The sequence below is a fragment of the Marinomonas fungiae genome (assembly GCF_001418205.1).
GTDB lineage: Bacteria > Pseudomonadota > Gammaproteobacteria > Pseudomonadales > Marinomonadaceae > Marinomonas > Marinomonas fungiae.
Map to the genome: position 1 here is coordinate 93,771 of NZ_LIQF01000010.1, position 20,379 is coordinate 114,149.

The 20,379-nt window shown below is 48.1% G+C and carries 12 protein-coding genes; 5 read left to right on the top strand and 7 right to left on the bottom strand.

Annotation, left to right across the window (positions count from 1 at the left end; genetic code table 11):
* Positions 1-344: 344 nt before the first annotated feature.
* Positions 345-2,330, top strand: a complete 1,986-nt coding sequence (locus ASC49_RS14505) for a methyl-accepting chemotaxis protein (protein ID WP_055463964.1) — start codon at positions 345-347, stop codon at positions 2,328-2,330.
* Between the two features lie 64 nt (positions 2,331-2,394).
* On the opposite strand, the gene ASC49_RS14510 is transcribed toward ASC49_RS14505, so the two are convergent.
* The 6 genes from ASC49_RS14510 to ASC49_RS14535 are packed head-to-tail and all read right to left on the bottom strand — an operon-like array spanning position 2,395 to position 12,962.
* Positions 2,395-3,705: a DEAD/DEAH box helicase gene (locus ASC49_RS14510; RefSeq protein ID WP_055463965.1), complete on the bottom strand. Its 1,311-nt coding sequence runs from the start codon at positions 3,703-3,705 to the stop codon at positions 2,395-2,397.
* Between the two features lie 32 nt (positions 3,706-3,737).
* Positions 3,738-4,619 carry a transglutaminase family protein gene (locus ASC49_RS14515; protein WP_055463966.1) on the bottom strand — a complete coding sequence of 294 codons (882 nt, stop codon included), beginning with the start codon at positions 4,617-4,619 and terminating at the stop codon, positions 3,738-3,740.
* Entirely contained in the window at positions 4,616-7,186 is a 2,571-nt protein-coding gene (locus ASC49_RS14520) for a circularly permuted type 2 ATP-grasp protein (RefSeq protein WP_055463967.1), read from the bottom strand. Before ASC49_RS14520 ends, ASC49_RS14515 begins: the two co-directional genes overlap by 4 nt.
* A gap of 21 nt (positions 7,187-7,207) precedes the next feature.
* Positions 7,208-10,561, bottom strand: coding sequence for a transglutaminase family protein (locus tag ASC49_RS14525; RefSeq protein ID WP_055463968.1), 3,354 nt, complete (start codon positions 10,559-10,561; stop codon positions 7,208-7,210).
* Positions 10,558-11,505 (bottom strand): alpha-E domain-containing protein, encoded by a 948-nt coding sequence (locus ASC49_RS14530; protein ID WP_055463969.1) that lies wholly within the window; start codon positions 11,503-11,505, stop codon positions 10,558-10,560. The genes ASC49_RS14525 and ASC49_RS14530 overlap by 4 nt, the downstream gene beginning before the upstream one ends.
* Before the next feature lie 2 nt (positions 11,506-11,507).
* Positions 11,508-12,962, bottom strand: a complete 1,455-nt coding sequence (locus tag ASC49_RS14535; RefSeq protein ID WP_055463970.1) for a circularly permuted type 2 ATP-grasp protein — start codon at positions 12,960-12,962, stop codon at positions 11,508-11,510.
* A 270-nt stretch (positions 12,963-13,232) separates the two neighbouring features.
* On the opposite strand from ASC49_RS14535, the gene ASC49_RS14540 reads away from it, so the two are divergent.
* Both ASC49_RS14540 and ASC49_RS14545 read left to right on the top strand, forming a co-directional pair.
* Positions 13,233-14,435 (top strand): FAD-dependent monooxygenase, encoded by a 1,203-nt coding sequence (locus ASC49_RS14540; protein ID WP_055463971.1) that lies wholly within the window; start codon positions 13,233-13,235, stop codon positions 14,433-14,435.
* 23 nt (positions 14,436-14,458) lie between these two features.
* Positions 14,459-15,343, top strand: a complete 885-nt coding sequence (locus ASC49_RS14545) for a DMT family transporter (RefSeq protein WP_055463972.1) — start codon at positions 14,459-14,461, stop codon at positions 15,341-15,343.
* Here ASC49_RS14545 and ASC49_RS14550 read toward each other — a convergent pair.
* The gene (locus tag ASC49_RS14550; protein WP_055463973.1) at positions 15,329-15,916 is read right to left on the bottom strand and encodes a TetR/AcrR family transcriptional regulator; all 588 of its coding nucleotides are present in this window, start codon (positions 15,914-15,916) and stop codon (positions 15,329-15,331) included. The genes ASC49_RS14545 and ASC49_RS14550 overlap by 15 nt on opposite strands.
* A 102-nt stretch (positions 15,917-16,018) precedes the next feature.
* Between ASC49_RS14550 and ASC49_RS14555 the strand changes: the two genes are divergently transcribed.
* Both ASC49_RS14555 and ASC49_RS14560 read left to right on the top strand, forming a co-directional pair.
* The gene (locus tag ASC49_RS14555) at positions 16,019-17,215 is read left to right on the top strand and encodes an efflux RND transporter periplasmic adaptor subunit (protein WP_055463974.1); all 1,197 of its coding nucleotides are present in this window, start codon (positions 16,019-16,021) and stop codon (positions 17,213-17,215) included.
* A 16-nt stretch (positions 17,216-17,231) separates the two neighbouring features.
* Complete coding sequence (locus ASC49_RS14560) at positions 17,232-20,345, top strand: efflux RND transporter permease subunit (protein ID WP_055463975.1); 3,114 nt, start codon at positions 17,232-17,234, stop codon at positions 20,343-20,345.
* The last annotated feature ends 34 nt before the right edge of the window (positions 20,346-20,379 follow it).

Genomic DNA, 20,379 nt, shown 5'->3' on the forward strand with positions numbered 1-20,379 from the left:
CAATGTGCTAACTGACTGTTTTTATTAGTATTGCGTTTTAAATCAAAGGTTTATCTACATAAATCTATGGCTATGAATACCCTATAAACACGACTCATAATCGGCAGGTCCCCCGTTCAAGTCGGGGTGGGGCCACCATATAGAAAGGCGCAGTAGGTTATTGCTTACTGCGCTTTTTTATTGTGGTAAAGAATCGATTTCCTCCATAAACTAAAATTATGCTTCAAGCGCTGCTTGAGTCAAAACTTCTTCACTTTCTTTTTTTCACAGACCTTAACATTTGCTTACACCTGAAATTTAAACCATTCTATTGGTATAGAAATTCTCAGCAGAGGGAACCGCAGGTGTTTAAAAATCTCAAAGTGTCTCATGTCATCATGATTGTAGGGCTATTGCCCCTCTTCTTAGTCGTTGTACTAGCATTTTCATTAGGGTCAAGTCTGCTAAGCAGCATCGAAGACACCCAAAAAGCCAACGATATAGTGCATTTAACTGAGCGTCTGGATGCTGTGGCTCATAATTTTGCCGTGGAGCGGGGGTTATCAGCTGGTTTCCTCGGCTCGAAGGGGCAAAACGGTAAAGAGGCTCTGTTGAAACAGCGTCAGCTAGCGGATCAGGCGGAGCAAAGTTTGCGCAATATTTCCCCCGCTGAGTTTCATCAGTTGAGCGCGGCAGATATTCAGTCGATTATTCAACCCACGTTAAATTTATTTAGTAATAAGACAACGGTTCGTCAAAAAGTGGATGCTTTGGCCGCGGATAATGGGGCGTTCTCCTACTATTCCAAACTGAATGAATCCGCACTGCGTGGTATTCAAAGAGGCCTGAACTTTGTCGCCAACCCTGATATTAGTAAAACCTTATCTGCGCGTCTTAGTCTTTTGTGGATGAAAGAGCGTATTGGTCAATATCGTGGTGCGCTCAATGGTGTCTTCAGTGCAGGAACGGTATCGGCTCAACGCTTTGTCGAGATCAAGTTCTTCATGGCTGACGAGAGCGTTTGGGAGAACTACTATATTGATGTGGCCACACCTGCGCAAAGAGATCAGCTTAAAGCCCTTAAAAACGATGCAAACTGGACGTCAGTTGCACAAGTGTTGTCGAATTTTGAAAGCCTGAGTGACTTAACAAATGTGCAAGGTCCTGCTAATTGGTTTGCTTTAGCGACCAGTAAAATTGGTTTAGTAAAGTCTTTATCAGATCAACTGGGTGAGCAAGTCGATAGTATGGCTGATGCCTATGAAGCTCGGGATAACTCGATCTTTTGGGGAGTGGTCGGGGCTATTGTAGTCGTCACCTTATTTGTCTTGTTCTTGATTCGCCAAATCTCCGGTAATGTGTCGAAGCGCGTTTTTCAGGTTCATCAGGCGTTGAGTTCTGTGGGTGAAAACAAAGATTTTACCGTGAATCTTGAAGTGAAATCGAAAGATGAATTAGGCCACATGATGCATGAGTTGAACCTGCATCTAGGGAATCTCTCAAGTACTTTCAGTATGTTGCAAAGTAAGTCAGAAGAATCCAAAGGCAGTATGGATAGCTTGATATTGCAAGCGCGAGAGGCCGTTAGAGAAACGCAGGATCAATTAGCGCGAACAGATCAAATTGCGGCAGCGATTGAAGAAATGTCTTTGACCAGTAATACGATTTCCTCTGATATGCAGGAAGCCGCTAAATCTACGGAAACCATCCAAGTGCGTGCATCAGAAGGTCGCAAAGGTGTGCACTCGATTCAAAGTTCGATTGAAACTTTGAGCCGTGAAGTGACCGGTGGCTTTGACTCCGTTCAGCAAGTAACCAACCAAACTGAGCAGATTGCTAGTATTCTACAAACGATCGAGTCGATTGCGGAACAAACTAACTTATTAGCGTTGAACGCAGCGATTGAGGCCGCTCGTGCGGGTGAGCAAGGGCGTGGTTTTGCCGTAGTGGCGGACGAAGTGCGTAGCCTTGCCCAGCGTACTCAGGATTCGACGGAAGAGATTCGCTCGATGATTGAGTCCTTGATCCATTCAAGTAAAAATGCCTTGAATTCCATGGAAAGCTGTTCGTCGATGGCGACGAATACGGCCTCAGAGGTGACCAAAAATGCCGAGATGATAGAGTCACTATTGGAGTCGGTGGATGAGATCAACATGACCATTGAGCGCGTTGCGACTGCTGCGGAAGAACAATCACAAGTGACTGAAGACATAAACCAGAATGTGCAGATGGTGCGTGATCGATCTAGTCATATTTTTGAGGTGGTCAACATAACCGAATCAGAAGCAAGACAAACGCAGAATCGTTTTGATGAGGTATTAACTGAAGTACGTTCTTATCGTTTGCGCTAGTAATTTAGATAACAATTGAGATAGCCATAATACAGCCGCTCTTTGAGCGGCTGTATTGTTTTAGTTACTTCTTTTGGGGCTCGGCAAAAGGGTTACTGCGAAGGCCTGGACCCTTGCTCACATCAGGCTTCTGCACTTCCACTTGTTTTTTGCCCTTGCCCTTTCCTTGATTGGAAGCAGGTTGGCTGTCAGTGGCTTTCTTAGGTTTCTTTTGGCTTCTTGGGTGCGTATCTGGAACACGATGCTCGGCTTCAAAGCCTGGGATTTCTTTACGTGGCACACGCTGTTTTAACAGTGCTTCAATAGCACGTAAGTTCTCTACTTCATCGGCACACACTAAGGATACGGCGCGTCCTTCAAGGCCCGCACGTCCGGTTCGACCGATGCGATGAATGTAATCTTCAGCCACATGCGGTAAGTCGACGTTGATCACCACTGGTAGACCTTCAATATCCAAACCGCGAGCGGCCACATCAGTGGCTACGAGGTACGCTAATTCACCTGCTTTAAATGCCCTTAATGCGGATAGACGAGCATATTGGTTTTTATCCCCATGCATGGCTTCTACAGAGAAACCTTCTGCTTGCAGAATATCGGTGATTTCATCGGCACCGCGTTTGGTCTTAGTAAAGATCAGTGCTTGAGTCCAGTGCTGGCGGGTTAAAAGCTCTGCAAGAAGTTCGGGCTTACGTACCTTATCGACCGTATAGATCTGATGGCGTACGGTGGCAGCCACGCGATTACTTTGTTTAGCCGCGACTTCTTCCGGGTCCCTTAGCCAAAGCTTGGCTAAGGTTTTCACAGCATCAGAATAGGTGGCGGAAAACATCATGCTCTGGCGGTTTTTAGGCAGCAGTGTGAGTAGCTCGTTGAGGGCTTCTTCAAACCCTAGGTCGAGCATTCGGTCTGCTTCATCAAGAACTAGAAATTGCAAAGCGTCAAATTTGACGGCGTCTTGCTTAACGAGATCAATCAGGCGTCCTGGGGTCGCTACCAGAATATCGGCTCCACGCTGCAGGCCGTTAATTTGTGGAAAGACTTTAACGCCACCAAAGATTGTTTGACTACGTAGGCCGAGTCCACGGCTATAGCTGCGCACACTTTCACCGATTTGGTTGGCCAGCTCGCGCGTCGGCGCGAGAATCAGTGCGCGTACTTGATTGGCTTCGGCTCGTTCGCCTTCTTTTAGACGTTCCAAAATAGGCAGAGTAAAGGCGGCAGTTTTACCGGTACCGGTTTGCGCGGCTGCCAGTACATCTTTGGCGGATAAAATTAGGGGAATCGCTTGATTCTGGATGGGGGTCGGCTTTTGATAGCCTAATTCATTCAGGATGTCGGTAATGGCCACTGATAGGCCAAGATTTGCAAAGGTCATTATGTTACCAAATCGGAATTGGATGTGAGCGCTTACACGCGCTGCACATCCACGGAAACGTTGAGTGCCTGACTGTCACCACCGTCAAAAATAACCCCTTGCAACGGCGTGACATCGGCGTAGTCACGACCCCAAGCGGTGACGATATGTTGCTCGTTCGGCATTAAATCATTAGTAGGGTCGAATTCTACCCAGCCTAGGTCGGGAATGAAAATAGCAAACCACGCATGAGAAGCATCGGCCCCCACCAGTTTTTCTTGTCCAGGAGGCGGTAAGGTTTCCAAATAGCCACTCATATAGCGAGCAGGGAAGCCCAGCGAGCGAATGCAGGCGATGGCTAAATGGGCAAAGTCTTGACAGACACCACGCTTCTCTTTGAGAACTTGCTCTGGTGGGGTACTAACGCTGGTGGCCGTTGGGTCAAAGGTGAACTCTTCAAAGATCTTATGGGTAAAATCCATGCTGGCTTGCAGTACTGGGGTGTCGTCGGCAAAGCAGCTGCGAGCGTATTCTGCCAGCGCTTCTGTGCGGCGAATATGCATGGAGTCCAGGGTATATTCTTTTACCATGCGCAGCTCAGGTGTATCGGCTTGGCTCAGCATCTGACGCAGTTCAGCACAGGTTAGGCCGTGAAGCGTAAGCTGACTAGAGAGGTCGTTCTGTTCGATCTCAAAGTAGCATTCCACATCGATGGCGAGTTTTTTATGGGGCTCTTGCACCGAAAAATAAAACGTCGGGTTGCCGTAATAATCCTCTCCTTCAGTTTGATACACCGGCGTCGGTGTTACCAAAATGCGACGACTGAGACAGCGCTGGTATGGCGTGTCTCGTGGCAGAAGGTGTGCCATGTTGTAACACAACGTTACTGGGGCACCGTATAGGTATTCCGTTAAATGCCGAACCCTGTATCTCATACGTTATTTTTCCATTTAGCTTTGATCAGCTGTTGTGGCCCTGCCGTATGATCGAAGTACTTATCACTAATTAAAGTGGTTAGCTGCTCTAATTGTTCAATCACCTGAGTCATCAACTCGGTTAGGTCATGGCGTGTTTGTGTCGTCTGATCAATTTGTGATAAGCCTTCCAAATCAGCCAATTGAATATCATTGAGCGATTTAATGATTAAGCGCTTATCTGGAGAAAGCCCTAAAGAGGGTTGCCCCGTTTGAGGTAATTCTTCGAGGTACTTACGCAGTTGCTCAATCTGATAAATCAGAGAGCGTGGATTAGTACGATCAATCATCAATAGATCCAGACCGTAAGAGACCCGAGCGCGAGTACGGTAGCGGCGACGAAACGAGATCAACGCTTCCACACTCAACAATACGGACTCTAATACTTGCTGTTGTTGCAAGCTTGGCAGCGGTCGGCTCAAGGTGTGCTTCAATAGGTTAGCGGTCAGTAGCGCACGTTCGGTACGACGACCAATTTCTTGGAACATCCAGTCCATGCCGCGTAGCATACTTTCATGATTCAAGCCTGAAATGGCCAGCAGTGAGGTCACCAAACCGTCGAGGGATTCCTCTGGTAGTGAAGGCAAGCCATTCACGTAAGCGCGATCCACACTGTGAATGTGATCGCGCAGTTCGTTTAATATGATGCGTGTGTCAGCCGACAACATTTCTTTCACTTGCTCAGCGCAGGCCAACATTTGTTGCAGGTTGGATTTGATTGAGCCCATACGTTGACTGTTGACTACCAAAGCGGCCAGCTCATCGTTTGGATTTTCGATCAATTCGGGCTGTTCTTGAAAGCCTGGTAGCGATCCAGTGATTTCTGAAATAGCTCCCAGCAAGACTTCACGACTTTCCGTGGGGAAGTGATCAATACCGTTAAGCTGCTTAAAAATGGTACGCATCAAACGCAGGCTCATCTCGGCACGTTCAGCGTAACGACCAAACCAGAACAGGTTTTCGACAACACGGCTGGGCAAGCTGGCCGCTTGCGCTTGGCTGCTAGGGAGATTATCGAGCGGGATATCAATATCCATCTCAGCACTGTCGCTCAGAACCCATAGATCTTTACTGCGTGAGCCTGATAACTTCTTGCTGACGATAGTATGGTCAGTAGAATCCGCTACTCGGACTAAACCACCGGGCATGACACAGAAACTGTCTTCATTGGCGACACTAAAGGTGCGCAAAATGCTCGGGCGTGCGCATATTTTGCCATTGTCCCAAATTGGGGTGAGGGAGCTAGGGATATACGCCTGCGCAACATAAGCAACAGGATTTGCTTTGATTTTATTGACTGCGTCTTGTAGCTCTTTATCGTTTAGCTGGTGGCCGTAAATGCTCTTACTTTGGAGGTTGCGAATAGCAGGCTTAATAATCAGATTACGAATATTGGCCAGTACATAGTCAAGGTGCTCGCTGTCCCCACACCAGTAGCTGTCTACAGAGGGCAGTGATAACTCTTCTCCCATTAGGAAGTGGCTGATCTTAGGTAAAAAGGCTAATAAAGCTGGCGTCTCAAGTAGGCCGGAGCCTAATGGATTGGTGACCACTACATTACCTTGTCGCGCGACTTCTAATAAGCCAGGCACACCTAGCATTGAATCGGAACGCAGTTCTGCTTGGTCACAAAAAGCGTCTTCGACTCGGCGCAAAATGACGTCTACCCGAGATAGGCCGCTTAGAGACTTCATCCAAACTTTGCCATTACGGACAGTTAAGTCGCCCCCTTGAACGAGCGGGTAGCCTAAATGGTTGGCTAAAAATGCTTGTTCAAAGTAAGTAGAGCTGTAAGCGCCCGGTGTTAATACAACAATACGTGGCGATTCGGTTAAGTGATGAGCCAAGCGGCTAATGGTCTCACGCACGGTTTGGAAGAAACCTGATAGGCGCATGGTTTGGCTATCACGGAACAAACTTGGCAGTACACGTGAAACCACGGTGCGGTTTTCCATTGCATAGCCAGCACCGCTTGGTGCTTGAGTGCGATCACCGGTGGCTATAAAACGCCCTGATTTGTCGCGCACCAAATCCACCGCATGGAAGGTCAGCATCGTCTCACTGGCGCTATGCATGTTATGGCAGTGGCGTAAAAAACCTGGGTGAGAAAAAACGATTTCAGAAGGTAAGATCCCTTCTTTCAATAAACGTTGCTCGCCATACAAATCTTTGTAAATCAGATCAAACAGCTTAGCCCGTTGTTTCAGTGACGCTTCTAAGATACGCCATTCGCCTTCGGCCATCACCTGCGGAATGATATCCAATGACCAAACATTGGGTGACAGAGGATCGCTTTTTAAATTATAGGTAGCGCCATCATCGCGCAAAATGCGTTGCGCGCGAAGATGGCGGTCTTGCATCCCTTCAGACCCTAATTGCTGCACGGCCGACATCACCGCTTGCCAAGGCAAACGAGTCTGGCGGTTGTCTTCAAATGCTTCATCAAAGGCATTGATGGGGGCAGCATATGGGGCAACAAACGGCGCCTCGCTCGGCGCCGTGATGGATGGAGCAACAGTATCTGACATAGTAAGACGTTCTAATGGAAATTAGAGCCTAGTATACCTCTTCCTGAGATCAAGGGTATGAGGATATTCATGACAGATTTCTTCTTCTGGTGGCGCCATCGGTCGTGCGGCCTTTGCATGCTCGGTAACGCTGCGGAGCGCACTGTATTCTGGTGGCGGTACCAAAGTGCCTTGGGTAAAGCCATGATCCCAGAAACGGTTCACGCGACGGGCCTCGGCTTCGTTACTGTTAACCGGTAAGGTATCGTAGTTTCGGCCTCCAGGATGGCTAACATGGTAAGTACAGCCACCAATCGAAACGCCATTCCACGTGTCAATCAAGTCAAACACAAGTGGCGTATCCATGCCCAATGTTGGGTGCAGGGCAGAGGGTGGCGCCCAAGCTTTGTAGCGCACCGCACCGACGGCTTCACCTTTGCGTCCCGTGCTGCGAAGTGGTACGCGACGACCGTTGCAGGATAACACGTAACGACCTTCGGTCAGCCCAGTTAAGCGTACTTGTAAACGCTCCACTGAAGAGTCTACGTAGCGGGCGGTCCCCGATTGCGTGATCTCTTCGCCGAGCACATGCCAAGGCTCAATCGCCCAGCGTAGCTCTAGTTCGATATCATCAATCTGTTGGCGGCCATAGTGCGGGAAGCGAAACTCTTCAAATGGCGCTAACCATTCCAGCTTAAATGGCAAACCATGGGCTTGCAGATCATCCACCACTTCTTTGATGTCCTGCCAAACAAAGTGCGGCATCATAAACTTATCGTGTAGAGAGGTGCCCCAGCGAACCAATGGTTTGTGGTACGGCTGTTCCCAGAAACGTACCACCAAACAACGTAGCAATAGCATTTGTACTAATGACATACGTGCATGAGGTGGCATTTCAAAACCACGGAACTCCAATAAGCCTTGGCGACCACTGCTTGAGCCTGCGGCGTAGAGTTTGTCGATACAGAATTCAGAACGGTGCGTGTTACCGGTGATGTCCACCAGCAAGTTGCGCATTAAACGATCCACCAGCCAAGGCTCATCGACCAAGCCAGAGGGGATGTTTTGGAAGGCAATTTCCATTTCATACAAGGCTTCATCACGGCCTTCATCGGGACGTGGTGCCTGGCTGGTTGGACCAATGAACATGCCAGAGAATAAGTAGGAAAGCCCCGGATGGTGTTGCCAGAAGGTCACTAAACTACGCAGTAAATCAGGTCGGCGTAGCAATGGACTGTCAGACGGCGTTACACCACCAAGGGTGACATGGTTACCGCCGCCGGTGCCCGTGTGGCGACCGTCGAGCATAAACTTCTCTGTGCCTAAGCGTGCTTGGTGCGCTTCTTCGTACAGCGTTTCAGTGTTGAATAACAGCTCTTTCCAGTTTTTCGCAGGGTGAATGTTCACCTCAATGACGCCAGGGTCTGGGGTAATCAAAAACTTTTGCAAACGATAGTCTTTTGGTGGCTCGTAACCTTCAATGACGATTGGCATTTCCAGTTGTGTTGCGACTTTCTCAATGACATTAATCAGTGCAACGTAGTGCTCAAGGTAGTTAACCGGCGGTAAGAAAGCATGCAAACGGCCATCGCGTGCTTCGATACACAAGGCCGTACGAATCACATTCTTAACAACAGTACTGCTTGCTTGCTCGGCCTTGGTCGCGTTTTGCTGCGTTTGTGTTTGCGCACTGATACTAGCCGTTGTGGAATGACTGTAAACGGGTAATGGCTCACGCGGTGCAAAGGGGTCGCGCTCTGGCGTTTGCTCCTCTTCACTGATCGCTGGCAGAGAGTTTAGCGGTAGACGGTAACCCATTGGGCTGTCCCCGGGGATCAAGGTGATCACATCGGAGCGCATTGGCCATAGGCTACTTTGCCATTGATCGCCATTGAACTCGATCGGTAGAACATAGCCACTGACGCGTTCCAAGCCACGGTTGAGAAGCTTTGCCAAACGACGTCTTTCCAAGTCGTCTTTAAGGGATGCTTTACGTGGATCGACTTCTTCAGGCAATGAGCGTTCTAGCCACAAGTAGTACAGAGTGTCTTCGTAGGTCGGTTGCAAGTAATTTGATTCAATACCTAGGTAATCACATAACTCACGACCAAACTTTGCTGCATGGGTTTCATCAAAACCGTAGTTTTTATCTACGCGAGCTAGGTATTTTGGATCTTGCCAGAGTGCTTCACCATCGGTGCGCCAGAAGCAGCCCAATGCCCAGCGAGGCACTTCTTCCCCCGGATACCACTTACCTTGGCCGTAGTGCAGTAAACCATTGGCGCCAAACTTCTGTTTCATACGTAACAGCAAATCTTTTGCCAGACGGAGCTTATCAGCCCCTAATGCACCAGTATTCCACTGCTCTGAATCCATGTCATCGATGGAGACAAAGGTTGGTTCTCCGCCCATGGTTAAGCGAACATCGCCTTGTTCAAGGCGTTGGTCAACCGCATGACCGAGGGCCTTGATATTCTCCCATTCATCGTCACTGTACGGCTTAGTAACACGAGGGTCTTCGTGGATGCGCGTGACAATATTCGAATAGCTAAACTCACACTCACATTCGTCGATGAAGCCTGTAATCGGGGCAGCAGAGATCGGCTCAGCGGTACAGGCCAATGGAATGTGACCTTCACCGGCAAATAAACCGCTGGTTGGATCCAGTCCAACCCAGCCTGCACCGGGTAAGTAAACTTCACACCAGGCGTGCAAATCGGTGAAGTCTTCTTCTGGGCCAGATGGACCATCCAGTGCTTTCACGTCAGCGGTTAACTGTACCAAGTAACCGGAGGCAAAACGGGCTGCCAAACCAAGGTGACGTAAGATCTGCACAAGTAACCACGAAGTATCCCGACAGGAACCCTTCTTCAGCGTCAGTGTTTCTTCGCACGTTTGCACCCCTGGTTCTAGGCGAATGCCATAGTCGATTTCATTAGCAAGACGCGTGTTCAGGCTTACTAAAAAGTCGACAATTGGCGTCGCTTTGCGATCAACTGTTTTGAGCCAGTCTTGCAATTCAGAGCAGTCTTCCGATGTTTTTAAATAGGGCGCCAGCTCTTCCAATAATTGCTTGTCGTACTTAAATGGAAAGTGCTCAGCGTATTCTTCGATAAAGAAATCAAAGGGGTTAATCACCGTCATGTCGGCGATTACTTCCACGGCAAATTCCAGTTTTTTCGTCTTTTCTGGAAATACCAAGCGTGCTTGATAGTTGCCATAAGGATCTTGCTGCCAGTTGATGAAATGATCTTCTGGCAACACCTTGAGTGAATAACCATGAATATGGGTACGTGAATGCGGCGCCGGACGTAGACGTAAAATGTGCGGCGAAACATTAATAAAGCGATCAAACTCATAAGTAGTTTTATGTTGAATCGCTACGCGGATGGTCATGCCGCTTCTCCTTTTTGGAAGTTAAACCAGTTTTCCGTGATCTGGTGATGCAGCGCGATAATATCGAGCTGAATGTCGTTTAAGTAATCACTGAATTCTTCGTTTAATTCACTTGAATGTTCCACCGTACGAGTGTGCTCAAGCAGCCTTTCCGCACACGCAATGACAATTCCTGAGCGAGGTAGAAAAGACGCTGCGAGCTTGATTTGCTCAACACAGTAACGTTGTGAACGAGGAAAGTAAGGGTCGTTAAGCAAGAAGGTGACGGCTTTAGCGCCACGAATCGAGCTGCGCATCGTGCGACGGAAGCTCAAATAGGCGCTTTGTGATTTCAGCACTTTCGACCATACAACCTGACCAAGCTCTACGTCTTGCTCAGGTTGGGCTTGGCTCATTAAAGACGTCGCGGCATCAATGATTCGAGTGTTCATATCGACACGCTCAAGATAGCGGCCAAGAATCAAAAACTGCCAACCTGCATCACGGTCCATGGTGGCCGCGAGCAATCCGATGATTTTTTGGCAACCTTCAATAATGGTATTCAAGTAAGCATGGCGAGCCGAGCGGTTAATGCCTTGTTTGATGTTCTGTTTAGCATACAAATCCAACTCATTGACCAGTTCCCACATTTCATTGGGTAGCACATCACGGGTCGTACGAATATTCTCGCGCGCCATTTTGAGGGAAGAAAGCAACGAACTTGGGTTGTCATCGTCGGCTAGTAAGAACTTCACCACATTACGTTCATCACGAACTTTGTAACGATGGTTGAAAGCTTCCACGCCGCTATTGATCTCAATTAGGTTGTACCAAGAAATCTCCACCACATTGTGTGGCAGGTCGTACAACAAATCATCGTAGACGCTAACTAAACGAGCCGTATTTTCCACGCGCTCTAAGTAGCGAGCACTCCAGTATAAGCGTTCTGCAACTCTTGAAAGCATGATTAAGCTCCTTTAGTGTCCACAATCCAAGTATCTTTACTACCACCACCTTGTGACGAATTGACGACGAGAGAACCTTTTCTCATGGCAACTCGGGTTAAACCGCCCGTGGTCACATAGGTGTTTTTGCTTTGTAAAATAAACGGACGCAAATCTAAATGGCGTGGTTCCAACGAGCCTTTACCGATCAAGGTCGGCGCAGTCGAAAGCTTCAAAGTCGGCTGAGCAATGTAATTACGTGGATTAGCCTTGATCAATTCAGCAAACAGCTGCTGCTCTTTCTTCGTCGAATGGGGGCCAACCAACATACCGTAGCCACCGGATTCATTGGCTGGTTTGACGACCAATTCATCAAGGTGTGCCAATACGTACTCGCGATCCTTTTCGTCATCGCATAGGTAGGTTTTCACATTTTTTAGAATCGGCTCTTCGTTTAGGTAATAACGAATCAAATCCGGTACGTAGGCGTAAACCACTTTGTCATCCGCCACGCCTGCACCCGGAGCGTTGGCTAAGGCCACATTGCCAGCTTTCCAAGCTCGCATTAACCCCGCAACGCCTAATACCGAATCTGGATGGAAAGCCTCAGGGTCGAGGAATAAGTCATCGATACGACGATAAATGACATCGACACGCTCTGGGCCGTAGATGGTTTTCATGTAGACGCAATCGTCTTCATCAACAAATAAGTCTGCACCTTCGACCAACTCAACCCCCATTTGCTGTGCCAGAAAGGCATGCTCAAAGTAAGCCGAGTTATAAATGCCTGGAGTGAGTACGACGATTTCCGGACGCTCTACCTCTCGCGGAGATAAAGCTGCCAAGGTATCGAATAGGTCAGAGGTATAAGCCCCTACAGGTAGAATTTTGTCGTTCTCAAATAGCTCTGGTAGTACGCGCTTAGTGATAGCGCGATTTTCCAACATATAGGAGACGCCAGATGGCACTCGTAAATTGTCTTCTAGTACAAAAAATTCACCGTGTTCATCGCGCACCAAATCGGTGCCACAAATGTGGGCCCAAACGCCATATTTTGGTGACACGCCGACGCATTCTGGACGGAAGTTTTTGGAATCTCTAATGATGTGTTCTGGAATGATGCCGTCTTTGATACAGCGTTGATCGTGGTAGAGGTCGTTAATGAAGTGGTTAAGAGCGGTGAGTCGTTGTTTGAGGCCTTGGGCGGTAGTTTCCCAGTCCGTGGCGGCTATGGTTCGAGGTACGATATCAAATGGCCAAGCCCGATCAATATTGCCTTCCTCCGTATAGACCGTAAAACTAATGCCCATTTCTTGGACGGTGGCCTCGGCAGTGATTCGGCGTTTTTCGAGTTCTTCTGGCGGTAAGCCATCTAAGTATTCTAATAATTGTTTAGCCGGTGTTCTGGCTTGTCCCTGAAAATCGATGAGTTCATCGAAGAAGGGGTCTGAATTATATTTTTCTGTTAGTTTATCCATATTTATTATTTCCCCATTGACGGCTGAGGGATTTCATCAACACAGTCTGTTCTAGTGTCCCTTATAGGATATTGATGAACCAAAACGACGTGTAAGGCAAGTGAAACTTATCTCACTATATGGGTTAGCAATTTCTAAGCCAAAACCAATGGGGGGCGTTCTGGCTTATTTACATAGAAAACTTACTCTTAATCAGAATTTATATCAGGTTAATGTGAAACCTTTTTGATATGATCCAAAGCGGATGAGTTAACAAGTAAGGATTGGATTGTGGCGCTACAAAACCAAGCGAGCCGAGTCATTGTCGTTGGTGCAGGGATTGGTGGTTTGACGGTGGCACTTGGATTGGCCAAAAATGGATTTCAAGTGCGTATCTTTGAGCAGGCTTCTAGCCTAAGTGAAGTCGGTGCGGGTCTTCAACTAAGCCCCAACGCGGTCAAAGTATTACGGCAGTTTGGCATTGCTGGGGCTGTCTCTAATCATATTTTTTCTCCTAAATACGCCTGTATTCGCGATTACCAAAGCGGTCGTTATTACCTTAAATCCCCATTGGGGAAGTCAGTTGAGCAACGCTATGGAGCGCCTTATTGGCATATTCATCGTGCGGATCTGCATAAAGAATTAGTTCAAGCCTGTTATACCGCCGGAGTCGAGATTGAACTTGACCATCGGGTGTTGGGCTACCGCAATGAAAAGAAACACGTCACAGTCCTACTGGATAAAAAAACTGAACATGTGGACTTAGTGATTGGTGCCGATGGCATTCATTCGAAAGTGCGCGAGTTGATGTTGGGCGTACAAGCCCCCATCTTTACTGGTCAGGTCGCATGGCGTGGTACTGTGCCCGCTGCAGCCATTAAAGGTGCTGAAATACAGCCGAATGCCACCGTATGGGCGGGGCCAAATAAGCATTTGGTGACGTACTACTTACGTGGTGGCGAGTTGGTGAATTTTATAGCGGTCGAAGAGCGTTCTAAGTGGCAGCAAGAATCTTGGCGCCAAGAAGGGGATGTGAATGAATTGCGTCGTAAGTTTATTGGCTGGCACCCTGAAGTCAGTGCGGTACTAGAAGCTTGCGATACGACTTTCCTATGGGCTTTGAATGGCCGACCTAGCTTATCGAAATGGCACGATGAACGTGTGGTATTGCTCGGCGATGCCTGTCATCCAATGCTGCCATTTATGGCGCAGGGGGCGGCTATGGCGATTGAAGATGCTTATGTCTTAACGCAGGCCTTATTAAAGTACCCTTATGCGCAGGCATTTGAAAAATATGAAGATTTACGCAAGCCACGAGCTACCGCCATTCAGAAACAATCCCGTGACAACACGGGCTTGTATCATATGCATGGTGGCTGGCAAGGGCGTATGAAGCTGCAAGCCTTAGGACTCGCCTCTAAGTACGCCAGTGGCATCATCCATGCAAAGTTAGACAGTATTTATGGCTACGACGTAACGACCTTGCCGATCTAAGTTACCTTGATCAAGGATTTTCTGTGAGTGCATCGCCTTCGCATTTTAAAGCCGAGCTGATATTGGTTCTGGTGACCGTTATTGCAGCATTTGGTTGGATTTTTTCCAAAGAAGCTTTGGCAGGATTGCCACCGATTTTCTTCTTAGGCATTCGCTTTGTGATCGCTGGCATCGTTTTGTTTTTTGTTGGTGCACGTTTTTTTAAAGGCGTTCGCTGGCAAGATCTAAAAGGCGCCATGGCTGTGGGAGCAGTGATGGGCGTGGCGATGATGTTCTGGATTGTCGGCCTTGATCAGGTCAGTAATATCGGTGTTGGTGCATTCATTAACAGTCTAGGCGTCATTTTGGTGCCTGTGTTTGCTCGTTTGCTCTTTAATGAGCAGCCTGCACGCAGCATTTGGATTGCGCTGCCCGTGGCGGTGATCGGATTGGCTTGTTTAGCGCTCGGTAATGGTTTGAGCTTTGAATGGGCGCAGGTCTATTTCTTTATTGCGGCGGTAACCTTTGCATTGCAATTTAACTTGCTGACGCGTATGTCTACCAAGTTGCACGTATTGGTGCTCACAGCGATTCAACTTTTTACGGCTGGAAGCCTTATGCTGATGGTCTCTCCGACAATGGAAGAGATCCCTCATACGGTGCCGCTGTCGATCGTTGGTTGGTTTTTAGCCAGCACCTTGATTGCTACCAGTTTGCGCTTTTTATTACAGACCTACGCGCAAAGTTTAACGCCCGCTAGCAATGCTGCTGTGATCATGAATTTAGAACCAGTATGGACTGCGTTATTTGCAGCACTCTGGTTTAGTGAAAGCATGACCGGGTTGCAGTTAGGTGGCTGTGTGTTGATCTTTTTTGCCATGCTAGTCAGCAAGTGGAAGCAAGTATGTGTGTTCTTAAGGTTGCGTTGAGACCACTTGGTCCGGAAATAGCTCATTTAACATATGCTGGAACAAGCGATGTGACGCTTGGCTAAAGGGCTGATCCGTATCATTGCTGCGGTGAAATAGGCCGTTAGTAAGCGCCACTAAAAATTGCACTCGCGCCAGAATATCCTCTTCATCCTGTAATCCATAACGCTGGCGCACCAGCTTGATAGCATGCTCAGTGAGGCGACGATCCGCATCAGATTGAATCTCGGCCAACACTGGTGAACGATTGGCTTCGGCCTTTATCTCCATATTTAGCACTCGCTCAATTTGAAATTCTTGGCTGTGTTTTTGTTCAAAAATACGTGCAAGCCAGTCTTTTTTCTCGAGGAAGTCTTCCATGATGGCGAGATATTCTTCTGTTTTTTGTTCTACTACCGCGCGTATGATGTCTTCTTTGTTGGAAAAATAGCGGTACACCTGACCGACACTAAGGCCAGCAGTTTTTGCCATTTCGGCCATGCTGGCTCTATGAAAGCCTTTTTCAACAACGTGCACGATAAATGCATCAATAATTTGTTGGCGGCGTTGTTCTTGGGTGGGTGACCTTTTCATATTTATTTACACGATTTAAAGATGGGAAGTGTAACGTCCCTAGATTATAGTGTGAATGAACGCTCATTCTCAAATGATAATTATTGGAGATTTCAAGGTATTATGTTGTCTCGGAACTTTCTATTAACAGGGGTGGTGCTGGCCTCGGCGATTTTGGCAGGATGTCAAGAAAGTGAAAGCAGCAAGGCAGGAGCAAGCGCTGCGGCTCAGCAAATGCCGAAACCTCAAGTTGGCGTGATCAGCATTGAAAAGCGCCCGGTTGAGCTCACTTCTGAGCTGCCAGGCCGAACTAAGTCGAGCCTAGAAGCGGAAATTCGACCTCAAGTGGGTGGGATTGTTGAAAAACGCTTGTTTGAAGAAGGGCAAACCGTTTCTGCGGGTGATCTTCTTTATCAACTTGACGATTCAACCTATGAATCGAATGTTGAACAAGCGCAAGCAGATCTTGATAGTGCTCGTGCAACCTTAACCTCGACCAAACAAACTTATGAGCGTTACAAAACTCTGAAGGAACGTAACAACGTTTCGCAACAGAACTTGGATGACGCTAATGTGGCTTACCTTTCTGCCGTAGCTGCTGAGAAGCGTGCTGTAGCAGCCTTGAATAGCGCCAAAATTGATTTAGCGTACACCAAAATTACCGCACCGATTGATGGCAAAATTGGGATCTCCGATGTCACCGTGGGTGCTTTGGTGACGGCTAATCAATCTGCGCCGATGACGACGATTCGTGCAACGAATCCAATTTTTGTCGATCTTGCTCAAACCAGTGTTGAGCAATTACGTCAGCGCACTTTGTTGAACCTAGACCATGTGACCCTAGGTGATCAAAGTGTGTCTTTGGTTCTCGAAGACGGCACAGCCTACCCATACAAAGGTCGTATCACCACACGTGAAGTTAGTGTGAATGAAATGACGGGCAGTGTGACGCTGCGAGCAGAGTTTAAAAACCCTGATGGCTTGTTGCTACCTGGTATGTTTGTGCGTGGCCAGATTAATGATTTGAGCGATAGCCAGGGTATTTTGGTGCCGCAACAAGGTGTGATGCGTAATGTTCAGGGCAATGCTTATGTGTTGGTGGTAAACCCTGAAAACAAAGTTGAGCAGCGCTTGATTACGACAGAACGTGCGATTGGTAATCAATGGTACGTAACCGATGGCATCAAAGAAGGCGATAAAGTGATCGTCCAAGGTAGCATGAAAGTACGTCCAGGAGCCGAAGTAACGACGGTTGAGCTGAAACGTGATCCGCAAACTGGTCGTATGATAGAGGCGAATGCCGCGACGACTGGTCAGTAGTAAAGGGAGCTTCTAAATGATTGCGCATTTTTTCATTCGGCGACCGGTGTTCGCTTGGGTAATTTCGATTGTCATTATGTTGGCCGGATTACTCGCGATTACTCAGTTGCCTGTGTCTCAATATCCAAACGTGGCACCGCCATCGATTCGTATTTCCACCACTTACAATGGTGCCTCGGCGGAAACGGTCGAAAACAGTGTTACGCAGATTATTGAACAACAACTGACTGGTCTTGATGGCTTACTGTACTTTTCATCCAGTAGTAGCTCGACGGGCCGTGCCAGTATTGATGTAACCTTTGAACAGGGCACAGATCCTGACACGGCTCAGGTTCAAGTGCAGAACAAGGTTCAGCAGATTACTTCAAACTTGCCTACCAGTGTGCAACAGCAAGGTGTGACGGTGACTAAGTCACAATCAGACTTCCTGTTGATCATGGCGTTGTACGATGAAAACGATCAGGCCATGGCCAGTGACTTATCGGACTACCTTGTATCAAATATGCAAGACCCTATTTCACGCCTAGAAGGTGTGGGCAGTGTGCAGATCTTCGGTACCGCGTATGCCATGCGTATCTGGTTGGATCCGTTGAAGTTAGCCACTTATAATCTGATTCCATCGGATGTGGCGAATGCGATTAAAGCGCAGAATATACAGGTAGCGGCGGGCAGTTTGGGGAGTTACCCAATTGCTAATGGCCAAGAACTGAATGCAACGGTAACGGCCCAATCAAAGCTGGAAACCCCAGAGCAGTTTGAAAACATCATCCTCAAGTACGATGACAACGGTGCGACGGTGCGTATTAAAAACGTCGCTAAAGTGGAAATTGGTAGTGAAAACTACAACTTCTCACCACGTTTGAATGGCCACCCATCAACCGGTTTAGCGGTCATGTTGGCGCCGAGTGCGAACGCTTTGGAAACTTCTGAGCGCGTGAAAGCCGCTATTGAAGAGCTAAAGCGCGATTTACCACAAGGCTACAAAACCGCGTTGCCATTGGATTCAACGGAGTTCATTAAGATCTCCATTGAAGAAGTGGTGAAAACCCTGTTTGAGGCCATCGTGTTGGTGGTCATCGTCATGTTTGTGTTCCTGCAAAGCTGGCGCGCAACCTTGATCCCTGCGATCGCGGTTCCGGTGGTGTTGCTGGGCACCTTTGGTGTGTTGCAGGCGTTTGGCTACTCGATCAACACCTTGACCATGTTTGCCCTGGTGCTGTCAATTGGTCTATTGGTGGACGACGCGATCGTGGTGGTGGAGAACGTTGAGCGGGTGATGGAAGAGGAAAATTTGCCGCCCCGTGAAGCGACCATTAAATCGATGAAAGAGATCACCAGTGCCTTGATTGGTATCACAGTGGTGCTGTCTGCGGTATTTGTTCCGATGGCGTTCTTCAGTGGTTCCACAGGGGTAATCTATCGTCAGTTCTCGATCACGATTGTATCGTCTATGGTGCTATCGGTGATTGTGGCGTTGACGCTTTCGCCAGCGCTGTGTGCGACCTTGCTTAAAAAGCCTAACCATCATGGTGAAAAGCCAGGTTTGGCAGGTTGGTTCAACCGTAACTTTGACCGCATGACTGACCGTTATAGCAATCGTGTAAAGCGCTTGATTCGCCAACCAGTCCGTTGGTTTGCTGGTTATTTGGTGATTGTGGCAGGCATGGGGTATTTGATGGTGAACACCCCAACGGGGTTCCTGCCAACGGAAGACCAAGGTAACGTGATGGTTATTGTGTCATTGCCAGAAGGGGCGTCAATGGCGCGTACCGAGGAAGTGATGGCACAAATCCAAGATCACTTCTTGGAGAAAGAAAAAGATTATGTCGATTCGATCTTTACTATCTCAGGCTTCAGCTTTATGGGGACAGGACAAAATGCGGGTATGGCATTTGTGCTCTTGAAACATTGGGATGAACGTACTGAGCCGGGCAGTTCGGCGTCGGACATTGTGGGGCGTTCTTACCCTGGTTTGGCTGGCATTCGTGATGCGCAAATTTTCTCGTTGCTGCCCCCGTCGATTCGTGGTTTAGGCCAAAGTAACGGTTTTACTTTTGAGTTGCAGGCGGCTGGTAACACTGATCGTCAAACCCTACTGGAAATGCGTGACCGTCTACTAGGCGATGCTCGTGCGAGTCAGATCTTGTCTGGTGTTCGTATGGGTGGTCAAGGTGAAACGCCACAGTTGCATATTGACATCGACCAAGAGAAAGCCTTTGCACTGGGCCTATCAATGGCTGATATCAGCAGCACTTTATCGTCAGCTTGGGCGGGTAACTACGTCAATGACTTCATTGATCGTGGTCGAGTGAAGAAGGTCTACATCCAAGGTGAAGCGGAATACCGTGGTGCGCCTTCTGATCTGCAACATTGGTATGTGCGTGGTAACGGCGATGAAATGACACCGTTTTCTGCGTTTGCTGACAGTGAATGGGCGTTCGGTCCAAAAGTCTTGACTCGTTTCAATGGCTTGCCATCTTACGAGATTCAAGGCTCAGCAGCTCCAGGGTTAAGCTCGGGGGATGCCATGGTGGAAATGTCTCGTTTGGCGGATCAGTTACCTCAAGGCACGTCCTACGCGTGGAGTGGTTTATCTTACCAAGAGCAGCAGTCCGGTGGTCAAACCTACTTCTTATACGCGGTTTCAATCCTAGTGGTCTTTCTTTGTCTTGCCGCTTTGTACGAAAGTTGGACTGTACCGTTCTCGGTTATTCTGGTGATTCCATTAGGTGTCATCGGTGCGGCTGGGGCGATTTACCTTCGTGATCTGCAAAACGATGTGTACTTCCAAGTGGCTCTATTGACCATTATTGGTCTATCGTCGAAAAACGCGATCCTAATCGTCGAATTCGCGGAGGCTGCTTATCGTCGTGGTGAGGATATTTGGCATGCTGCAGCGGAAGGTGCGCGCTTGCGTTTACGTCCAATCATTATGACATCGTTGGCATTTATCGTGGGAACTATGCCGCTAGCCTTGTCATCAGGAGCGGGGGCTAACAGTCGTATTTCAATCGGTTCGGGTATCGTGGGTGGTACTTTGACAGCAACGGTATTGGCAATCTTCTTTGTGCCGTTGTTCTTCGTGATAGTACGTAAGCTGTTTCCGAAACGTCCAGAGCACGATGTATAAAGCAGACTGAGTAAGTCTGATGCCTTAAAAAAAG